The sequence below is a fragment of the Sodalis sp. (in: enterobacteria) genome (genome assembly GCF_047607725.1).
GTDB lineage: Bacteria > Pseudomonadota > Gammaproteobacteria > Enterobacterales > Enterobacteriaceae > JBLKSS01.
Window position 1 is genome coordinate 1 of record NZ_JBLKSS010000058.1, and the last position, 9,039, is coordinate 9,039.

Sequence of the window (9,039 nt, forward strand, 5' to 3'; positions counted from 1 at the left end):
ATTGTTCTCTGGCCGGCAGCGGTAGGTGGAAGCGACGAGCAGAAGAGGCGTTTGCTCTATAACGCAGTGACACGTGCGAAGGAGCGATGCATTGTCCTTGTGCAGGCAACTGCCCACATGGACCTGCCTCCTTTCACATGATACGTGTCCCGTTGGTTGTGTCGCATTAACTGATGAACTGGCCGAAAACAACACTGCCAATCTTTCTGAACGGCCATTACACCTTTATCAGTGAAGGGAAAGAACTCGATCTGGACGCTATGATTGAGGGACTGACGTTGTCATAAACCGTATGGCAAGTCCGCAAAATTTTGGCGGCTTTCCGCTTACAACCCCACATAGCGTATCTGCCAAAATAAAAAGCCCGCTTGCTAGTCTGCGGGCTTTTCGCTACTGTGTCACAGTCCACGGGTAAACCCGTCGTTCAGGCCGCTCCCCTACAGTGAGCTGGTGCCTGGCGTCAGAGAAAACAGTTTTTTCTGGCCCCAGAACGCAAAAAACCCCGATAGCAGTAATCTTGGCAGATCGTCTATCAGGGCTTTGCGAATCATGTCTGCGCACGTATTCAGGAAGGATACTAGCCGAATGAACATTAGCTTTCAAGTGTTAGAACGCACTTCCACCCTCTGCTCTGCCATAAGCGCAGGGAGCGGTGGCTAAACAATTTTCCCCTTCCCCGACTGAAAAGTACCCTCACACCGCTTCAGTAACCCTTATCCGCGCTACCAGCCGCCAAAGGCGGATGCAGCCAAGCCGGCGATAGTCAAAGCCCTGGTCAAGGTGGCACAGAACAGTAATCCGGCCCGCCATGAAGCCTGGTACGCCACGTCTTGACGTGAAAACCGGTCTGAAAAAACCGTTTATTAAACGGATGAACGCCCACCGGGCGCGGGCGGTTAACGCTCTGATGGTGGCGATGGCAGACCGGTTGAATATCGTCTCCGGCAAGGTGGAGGCCGGCGTCGAGCAGCTGTCCGACTGGTGTGGCCTGTCAACGGGCAGCGGCGCCAGGAAAAGCATCTCACGCGCCAGCCGGGCGCTGACGACACTGGAAGAGCTGGGCGCCATCAAATGCGAACGGGTGTGGGACGACAGCACGCATTCCTATATCCCCAAGATTATCTGGGTCACCGAACTGTTCTTTGTGCTTATCGATTACGAGGTGGGTAAATTCCTGTCGGCACAGAGCCAGCAGCTGGCCTGGGAAAACCAGAAGCTGCGTGACAAAGGCGAAGGCCCCATCACCCTCAGCGAAGCCCGCCGTCGCGCCAAAGAAAAGCACATCAAGAACGCGTTTGATTATCGCCTCAAAAAACGAGCGTTCAACAAGCAGCGTTGTCATGCGCGCAAGATTGATGAGATGGCGCCTGCACAGGCCCGGCATTCCATCATGAACGACCTGGTGAAGCTGCACAACAAGGACGAGCTGGAGGCGATGGGTCACCAAGGACTAAGGCGTCTGGTTGACCAGCGCTACCATGCCCTGCGCAAGCTGGCCGCCTCTACAGCCCCACCGCCAGACACCCCCTAAACTCTCTTTTGCCCGGCTTTCCGCCTCTGAGAAAATGATGCGCTTCACGGCGTAGGCTTCCGCACGCCCCTACCCCACCATTCCCCTTATTTTCACGCTTCTCCGCCGTCATTTCCTCCACCCCCACCCCCTAATTTCACCCAAACCGACCCCCAGTCTTTTTTATCCACCAATAATAGATGCAAAGTAACTGTAACTACCTATTACAGAAAAAGATAATTAAGAGCAACGCTCTGGGRATAACCTCACCGCCAACCACACTCTCACCCCCTACCCCAAAAACCAAAAAGGGCTTCGCTTACAGYGGGCACGCCCGCGCTGCTCAGTCGTCCAAACCCACTCCTACCTCCAGCTACCCCAATTCACAAACACCCAAACAAACAAGAAAAAATCCCGTCACCCCGCCCACAGTTCTTTTCTTCACCGGTCCGTTGGACCGGTGAAGAAAAGAATTATGAATGCTATAACTAATGGTGTTTAGGTTTCGCTTTGGTGATTTTTGAAGGGTGTGTGTCGCTTTAATGTTCTTTTGTCTTCGACCCTTTGGCTTTCGTGTCGCTGATAGTTCGGTAGGGCGGCTTTCGCACTGCTCAAGCCTTTAAAAACCGGTCTGACAGGGTGAAGGGCGGGTATGGGGTGTCTGTGAGGACCGTAYCGCCTGCGCCGGGCTTCGGCGGCATTTGAGTGTCGTGAACTATGTGACTCCATTTGCCGCCTCCTGTGCGCTACGCACACCTAGAGCCGTGCAGTTTGTCATCAAGAGATTCGTATCTGCACACTGTTAATAAATAAAAAAGTGTCATCTCGTTTAATTTAATAGTTATAAATCACATTCGCCTGCCGTGATCAATATGGCGGTGGGTGACACGACTGTTGGGTCTACCCCAATTTAGAGGGACCGCCCACAATTTTTTTCCGAGAAGGTTTTGTTTGTTTCATATAATTCTYCTTTGGCCGATCAGCGMCAGTCAGCTTTTTATTGCTTAATTCGTTACTGGTGTTAGTTTCTAATCTGGCTTGACGGAGTTGTGATGACGGCGCAACAATTCTAGGCCCTTTTCTTATGCCGTTGACCGGGGTAACCGGGGCCGCAGAAGAGACGCTGGACATCGCCATACTCTCAAACGGGAACCAAGCTTTTCTGCCACCGGTTGCCTTGATGCTGTCGGTCAGGGGCAAGAACGATTTATTATCGACCCTAGACTTGATGCATTGCTCGAAATCAGCCTTAGTGGCTTGACTTTTTTCTACCACTATTTGCAACGTCGTGCTTCCCCCTCAGCTTTATGTTGCACCACTTGCATTCGTTTGCCGTTCTCATCTAACCGCCTCAACACGTTTTCTGCTTTGGCAATGGCTACCCTTATGTTCGCCCTTGTTTGGGTTCTGTAATCGGTTGAGGTGCCAACATCGTGCCGGCCTGAGGAGTAAGCGGTTCGCATCATCTGATCTGTCGTGGTGGCATTTTCGCCAAACACAGTGCCTGCCTGGCACCCGTCAGCATTTTCATTTCCTGGGGGTGTTCTGTAGTAATAATTATTAATCGTATCGCCTTGGTGATTATTAATATTACCGAATGAGATTCCTATATCGACGGCGGGTTTTTGCGTGATATCTGACCCAAGGTGAGCCACTGCAGGTTGAGGCGGCGCAATGTTGGTACAGCTTGACGCGCTTCCTCCGCCAGAAACGTTGCTGGCGGAGGAAGCGCTCAAAGGTGCCATCCTATGCGAACTATTCTCGATGTTCGTAACATTATTGGACGGCAGAGACTTCGTCAAATTTTTATAGGGTAGAAGAGTAATGTTAATAGCAAAGCTATTTTTTCCAGTAGCTATATTGCAATATCCAGACATAAATTATTCSTMMKYGSMYMGWKKWKKWYGYCTWRAWWWMWKKKTSKRWTWSYKSTAWRRTTTTATCTGGATCTTGTTATACAAAAGATTGAGAGACTTCCATTGTGAAGCATCACCACGGTTGTGGGATGATGTATCATCTTAAAAATAAGTCATACATGCCATGTAATGGCGAATGAAGCAGTATTCAGAATAGTTATTTAGTTATGGCTTCGTACATAAATCATCCTTGAACATACAGTAATCATAATATTTTATTTTTTTTAATTTATCCTGCATTCAGGAGGTGTTCATTTAGTGAATATGTGAAGTTTGTTAATCTTATATTGGTATTACATCAAAATACCTCGCTCTATCTGGTGGATACAGCAAGTACTGAGGCCATGCCTGCATCTTCGTCTTCAAGTTAATTGACTATAGATGTATATTCTATAAAATTTCGATACGCTAAAAATAGCCGTTACCGGCATCCCCCGGCGCAGATCCGAACGTGCGCTGCAACTCATCCATCTTCTACTTCGGGAACTGGCGTGAAATCGATGCATCGGGTGCGGGTGAAGCGCAACCAGTGCACAGAAAGCCAGATGGTTCAGGTCATTCGTGGTCTCTTGCGGGGGGAGTTTTTGAAGCACAATTATCCTATGAAAAATAATGAAAATACGAGGGCCAGGAAAATGCTGGCGAAAAAAACGGTTTTTACCCGGAAAATTTATTTTAACTGTTTGATTTTATAAATAAAATGCTCACCACAAAAAATAGGCTTTTGCGGTAAAAGGCGTAAAATTAATCAGAATATAAAATGTTATGCACTGATAGCAAGAGTACCAGCTCTTACTACCAGCTAATCCAAAACCTATCGTTAGTAGGAGTCGGACTATGCAAAAGTCTACCTTCCGCGTGCGCATATTTGAAGCGCCCAGCACGTTAATTGCCCTGTTTGCGCACCATTCGCGCAATTTAAACACCCGCCAGCGTCAATCTCTCCTGAACGTGGGAGGTGCGCAATGAATCGTTCCCTGTATGCTATGCGCATATCGCCCACTCTGCAGCGCAGTGTGAGCGTCATGGTCATTTCGATGAGGCAGAAAACCTGTGGCGTCAGGCCAGCGAACAGCCGGTGCAACAGGAAAATCGCGACTGGACTGCCATTCGTGCCAGAGTGTGTGAATCCCGCCGTCGTTTTCTGGCTGCTTGCCCCTCACGCGTGAAAAACGAGGGTGTTGCATGACGGATTTCCTCGACTTTGTTAATCGCATGGGTCTTGTCGTCATTCCATCTTCGGGTGGTCATCTTCTTTTCGAAGGCGATGTCGACCTGTCCGGCAGTGATATTGCAACATTGCCGGATAACCTGACCATCGTCGGGTCGCTGATAGCGCGCGAATGCGCCAGATTATCGGCGCTGCCGGCGGGCCTGGATATCCTGGACAGCCTCGACCTGCGTAATACGCCGATAACCTCGTTACCGGCCGATATTGGTGTCGGGCTGGACATCATGCTGGAGAATACCGGTCTGCTATCCCTGCCAGCCAATCTGTCGGTGGACGGTGCCCTCGACCTTGAAGGTACGCCCATCGCCGCACTCCCCGCCCCGCTGAGTGTCGGCGGCTACCTCAACCTTCGTAATACTACCGTGACTGAACTGCCGGAGGACTGGTGCATCGACGGGCCGCTGTTGCTCGATGTGAAGAAAATAGGCAGTCCGCGGGCGTGGCGGCGGGTGCCCCTTGCGTCGCTGACGCCGGATGACCCTATTCTGCAGGATTACTTTTTGTCCGCAGCGCAGGACGAGGCGGTATCTGGCTCGCTGGCGCTAGACGCGCAGAGTGTTGAGGTCTTTGCTGTCTGGGTGTGCGGCGAAATCCGGGTTTTCGCCGGGCGGCATGTGGCGTCCGCCGCCGGGTTTGACCACCCTAGAGTCTCTGCCCTATTCCAGCAGGCGGCGCATGAATGCGTGGTAGAGCTGTCAGCGCGTTTGAACGCCGGACGGGAGGGTAACCATGACGCTCTCACTCACCGCGCTCTGGCGGCACAGCCAGGCCCCCTGCGCCTTCACCGATGCCGCAGGCACCCTGTTTGCCAATGCCCCCATGCAACGACTGCTGGGATGCGACGCACGGGCATGTGGCAATGATTCTCCTCTGGTGTCGCTGTTCCTGGCGCAGGAAGCTCATGCACGGCAGCAACGTCAACCGCTTTGGGTGTTCAACAGCCAGCCCTATGCTGCCCACGGCATAACGCAGCCCTGGCTGTTCTGCTTTCTTCCCGACGTGGATGATGACGGCGTGTGTAACGGCAGCTTTTGCCTCGCGCGGCCGTTCCCATTCCTGTCGTTACTGGACTATCTCGAGGGTGGGTGTCCCCGTGCAGTGGAGGACTGGCCCGTCGACGACAGGTTTACTGACAGGGAGCGGGGTATCATTTTTTTATCGCTGCAGCGCCTGAGCAGCAAGCGCATTGGGCAGCGGCTCCGGATATCGCATCGCACGGTAGAAAACCGGCTGCAGGTTATCTATCACAAGATAGGTATCCACAATGTCCGGCAGCTGGATGATTATTGTCGCCAGCAGGAGATAATGTACGCCATTCCCGCRCAATGGCGACCCCACGTCACTCATGTCATGAATCCGTAGCGCCTGGTACGTGGTCGCCGCTGGCGGCCGCGTATTCGCAGTGAGGCAGACCAGCTGGTATGATACCCATAAGCACCATCAAGCAAGAGAACAAAACTGATGACCGAACCCAAGCGCCCCTTGCTCAGTATCAGATACAAGCCGAAAATTTATGTGAATCCGAAGCATGCCGATAAACCCGCGCCGCCACCAAAACCGGCGAAGCCACCCAAGGCCAAGGCCCCGAAGCCGGTCAAGGAGCCAAAACCGAAACAGCCGCCGCCCAAGCCCCTGAGCCGGAAAGAGCGCATCGTACGCAACCGGGCGAAAAAATTACGCCGGGGTCAGGAGGCCATCGCCAGTCTGGTGGCACATTGGTCGCAACTCTTCAGCCTCGAACAGCCGAAGCCGCTCAAAATTGGCATTGCGGCGGATATCCTTGACGATATCAAGGCGCGAGAACTGGAGCTAACCCGTGCCAAGGCCAGCGCGGCGCTGATGTTCTATACGCAAACGCCAGCCTATCAGCAAACGATCCATGCCGGCGGTAGTCGGTTTGACCTTCGTGGGCAGCCCTGTGGTGAGATTACCGAGGAGCAGCAGGCCCATGCCCTGAAGCAGCTGGATAAATGGCAAGCAGAAACAGAGTCCGCGGCGCCATCGGGCGCAGAGCCAACGCCATGAGCAAGAAATTTACCCCGACGCCCCATGATGCGGTGTTCAGGCAGTTTCTTCACGACAAGGCCACCGCGCAGGATTTTTTTGATATCTGGCTGCCTGATGATATCAAGGCGCTGTGTGACTGGGCGACCCTGAAGCCTGAGTCCGGCTCCTTTATCGACCCGGACATGAAGCCTTACCAGAGTGATATTCTCTACTCAGTGAACGCCAACGGAGCGGATGGCTATGTCTACTGTTTGATTGAGCACCAGTCGACCCCTGACAAGCTGATGGCCTGGCGGTTAATGCGCTATTGCATGGCGGCCATGCAGCGCCATCTGGAAGCAGGGCATGATAAACTGCCCCTGGTCTTTCCGGTGCTGTTCTACTGCGGCGAAAAAAGTCCGCACCCGTACAGCACCAACTGGCTGGACTGCTTTGAACGGCCCGATATCGCGGCGAAGATTTATAGCCAGCCGTTCCGACTGGCGGATGTGACCACGCTCGATGATGATGCCATCATGCAGCACCGGCGCATGGCGCTGCTAGAGCTCATCCAGAAACATATTCGCCGCCGGGATATGACGGAGTTGCTGGACAGTATTGTTAAACTGCTGTCGTACAATTATTATACGGATACGCAGGTGGTCACGATGATGAACTATCTGGTTCAGGAGGGGAATGCCGCCTCGCCGCGAACGTTCATTACCGAGATAGCTAGACGGGCAGAGAAACATGAGGAGGCGCTTATGACCATTGCCGAAGCTCTGAAGCAGGAAGGGAAACAGGAAGGCTATCAGATTGGCCGTGAGGAAGGCATTCAGCAAGGCATGCAGCAAGGCATGCAGCAAGGCGAGCATACTGCGGCGATGAAAATTGCACGACAGCTTGTCAGTAACGGTGTTGACCGTGCCATTGTTAAAATATCTACCGGCCTTTCTGATCATGAATTGGATAATTTAATACAGTAAGCCAGGTAATTCAGGCTGATTACGTCAGCCTGGATGTGGTTCATGGTTAGGAAATTGAATCCATCAGGAAAATTAATTTATTTTTAATGATGAAATAACGACTCTTATTTTTTCTCGGATTGGGTTTATGAAAAATTATTTTTATATAAAATTCATACAGAAAAGAGTGCAAAACCAAATTTTAGATAGATCTTCCCTATGCTGCTTGCCGAAGCCATCGCTCTCTTTGAAATTGATGACGTCGTTTAGCCAGCAACTCTTCGGGTCGTAATCCTGCTTCTGCATGGGTAAAAATCATGCGATTGCCGCATAAAATACATTGGTAAGGATCGACATTAGTGAACTGTTTCATCTGCGCAGCAAAACCTGGTTTTGCGGGCTTTGTTTTTGCTTCAATTTCCAAAGCATCATAGACTTTCGGTAATAAAGCTGAACGCTTGCGATTAGAAAGAAAACCGTAATATCTGATCATCTTAAAATGCTTGCTTGGAATATGGCTGATATATCGTCCGATCATTTCTTCCTGACTTAATACCTGTTTTCCATGCTGTTGCGTCCGGTGATCATAGTAATGATGCACAACCGCTCCACCGCTGTAATGCCTCAGTTTTGATGCTGATATTGGAGGCCGTTTAAGGTATCGACCAATATAACTGACGTTTTGCCACGCATTTTCTGGTTTTTTTGAAAAATGTACCTTCCAGCGGCGCTGAAATTGCACTTCCAGGAACTGACACCATTCACGATAATCACGTATATGCTCATAACCTGCCGCCGCTAAATACAGCGTGTCGTAGCTTTTTCTCAGCAAAGTAATTACCGCCTGACGCCAGTATTTCTCAATCACTTTCTTTTTAAAGAATAAAGATCTCCACTGATTGTTTTTGGTACTTAACCCTCCACGCGTCACTGAAAGATGAATATGAGGATGCTGATTTAACTTTCGTCCGTAAGTGTGCAGAGCCGCAAAAAGCCCAATTTCAATCCCCATTTTTTTCGCCCATGTCAGAAAAGTATTAGCTGCACAGGAAAATAACATGTTGAGTAATGGCCAGTTTTGGTTAAAAGCCGGCTAAAGTTTATCTGGCATGGTGAGAGTGATGTGTTGCCAATCACAGTCAGGAAGAATATGCATCTGCTCTGTTGCCCACTGCTCAGTAGCTTTAACGCCGCAAGCGCTGCAACCTTTGCTTTTGCAACTTTGGCAAATGTACTTTGTGTGAGAGCAATCAGGAGATGAACAACAATATTTTCTGACGCCCATTGATGCTGGGGTTGTAAGCGGAAAGCCGCCAAAATTTTGCGGACTTGCCATACGGTTTATGACAACGTCAGTCCCTCAATCATAGCGTCCAGATCGAGTTCTTTCCCTTCACTGATAAAGGTGTAATGGCCGTTCAGAAAGATTGG

At 50.8% G+C, this 9,039-nt stretch carries 10 protein-coding genes; 7 read left to right on the plus strand and 3 right to left on the minus strand.

All coding sequences use genetic code 11. From position 1 onward, the window contains the following. Both ACMX3H_RS06025 and repA read left to right on the plus strand, forming a co-directional pair. Complete coding sequence (locus tag ACMX3H_RS06025; RefSeq protein ID WP_415210173.1) at positions 1-141, plus strand: ATP-binding domain-containing protein; 141 nt, start codon at positions 1-3, stop codon at positions 139-141. A gap of 667 nt (positions 142-808) precedes the next feature. Beyond that, positions 809-1,531, plus strand: a complete 723-nt coding sequence (gene repA, locus ACMX3H_RS06030) for a plasmid replication initiator RepA (protein WP_415210164.1) — start codon at positions 809-811, stop codon at positions 1,529-1,531. Positions 1,532-2,784: 1,253 nt separating this feature from the next. Here repA and ACMX3H_RS06035 read toward each other — a convergent pair. Then, positions 2,785-3,387, minus strand: coding sequence for a hypothetical protein (locus ACMX3H_RS06035; protein ID WP_415210165.1), 603 nt, complete (start codon positions 3,385-3,387; stop codon positions 2,785-2,787). 997 nt (positions 3,388-4,384) lie between these two features. Here ACMX3H_RS06035 and ACMX3H_RS06040 point away from each other — a divergent pair. From ACMX3H_RS06040 to ACMX3H_RS06060, 5 genes are all read left to right on the plus strand, one after another. Beyond that, the gene (locus ACMX3H_RS06040) at positions 4,385-4,615 is read left to right on the plus strand and encodes an ANR family transcriptional regulator (RefSeq protein WP_415210166.1); all 231 of its coding nucleotides are present in this window, start codon (positions 4,385-4,387) and stop codon (positions 4,613-4,615) included. Continuing rightward, positions 4,612-5,520: a hypothetical protein gene (locus ACMX3H_RS06045; protein ID WP_415210167.1), complete on the plus strand. Its 909-nt coding sequence runs from the start codon at positions 4,612-4,614 to the stop codon at positions 5,518-5,520. Before ACMX3H_RS06040 ends, ACMX3H_RS06045 begins: the two co-directional genes overlap by 4 nt. Continuing rightward, positions 5,477-6,019 (plus strand): helix-turn-helix transcriptional regulator, encoded by a 543-nt coding sequence (locus ACMX3H_RS06050; RefSeq protein ID WP_415210168.1) that lies wholly within the window; start codon positions 5,477-5,479, stop codon positions 6,017-6,019. Before ACMX3H_RS06045 ends, ACMX3H_RS06050 begins: the two co-directional genes overlap by 44 nt. 153 nt (positions 6,020-6,172) lie before the next feature. Beyond that, positions 6,173-6,682, plus strand: coding sequence for a ProQ/FINO family protein (locus ACMX3H_RS06055; RefSeq protein ID WP_415210169.1), 510 nt, complete (start codon positions 6,173-6,175; stop codon positions 6,680-6,682). After that, a complete protein-coding gene (locus tag ACMX3H_RS06060; protein ID WP_415210170.1) occupies positions 6,679-7,629 on the plus strand; it encodes an Rpn family recombination-promoting nuclease/putative transposase in 951 nt (316 codons plus the stop codon). Before ACMX3H_RS06055 ends, ACMX3H_RS06060 begins: the two co-directional genes overlap by 4 nt. 196 nt (positions 7,630-7,825) lie before the next feature. On the opposite strand, the gene ACMX3H_RS06065 is transcribed toward ACMX3H_RS06060, so the two are convergent. Both ACMX3H_RS06065 and ACMX3H_RS06070 read right to left on the minus strand, forming a co-directional pair. Next, entirely contained in the window at positions 7,826-8,620 is a 795-nt protein-coding gene (locus ACMX3H_RS06065; RefSeq protein ID WP_415210171.1) for a transposase, read from the minus strand. A gap of 81 nt (positions 8,621-8,701) precedes the next feature. Further along, complete coding sequence (locus tag ACMX3H_RS06070; RefSeq protein WP_415210172.1) at positions 8,702-8,944, minus strand: transposase zinc-binding domain-containing protein; 243 nt, start codon at positions 8,942-8,944, stop codon at positions 8,702-8,704. Between the last annotated feature and the right edge of the window lie 95 nt (positions 8,945-9,039).

Bases quoted from the DNA above. Each gene is read 5' to 3' on its own strand.
- ACMX3H_RS06065 (WP_415210171.1), bottom strand. From the start codon at position 8,620: ATGGGGATTGAAATTGGGCTTTTTGCGGCTCTGCACACTTACGGACGA.
- ACMX3H_RS06060 (WP_415210170.1), top strand. From the start codon at position 6,679: ATGAGCAAGAAATTTACCCCGACGCCCCATGATGCGGTGTTCAGGCAG.
- ACMX3H_RS06070 (WP_415210172.1), bottom strand. From the start codon at position 8,944: ATGGCAAGTCCGCAAAATTTTGGCGGCTTTCCGCTTACAACCCCAGCA.
- ACMX3H_RS06035 (WP_415210165.1), bottom strand. From the start codon at position 3,387: ATGTCTGGATATTGCAATATAGCTACTGGAAAAAATAGCTTTGCTATT.
- ACMX3H_RS06045 (WP_415210167.1), top strand. From the start codon at position 4,612: ATGACGGATTTCCTCGACTTTGTTAATCGCATGGGTCTTGTCGTCATT.
- repA (WP_415210164.1), top strand. From the start codon at position 809: ATGAAGCCTGGTACGCCACGTCTTGACGTGAAAACCGGTCTGAAAAAA.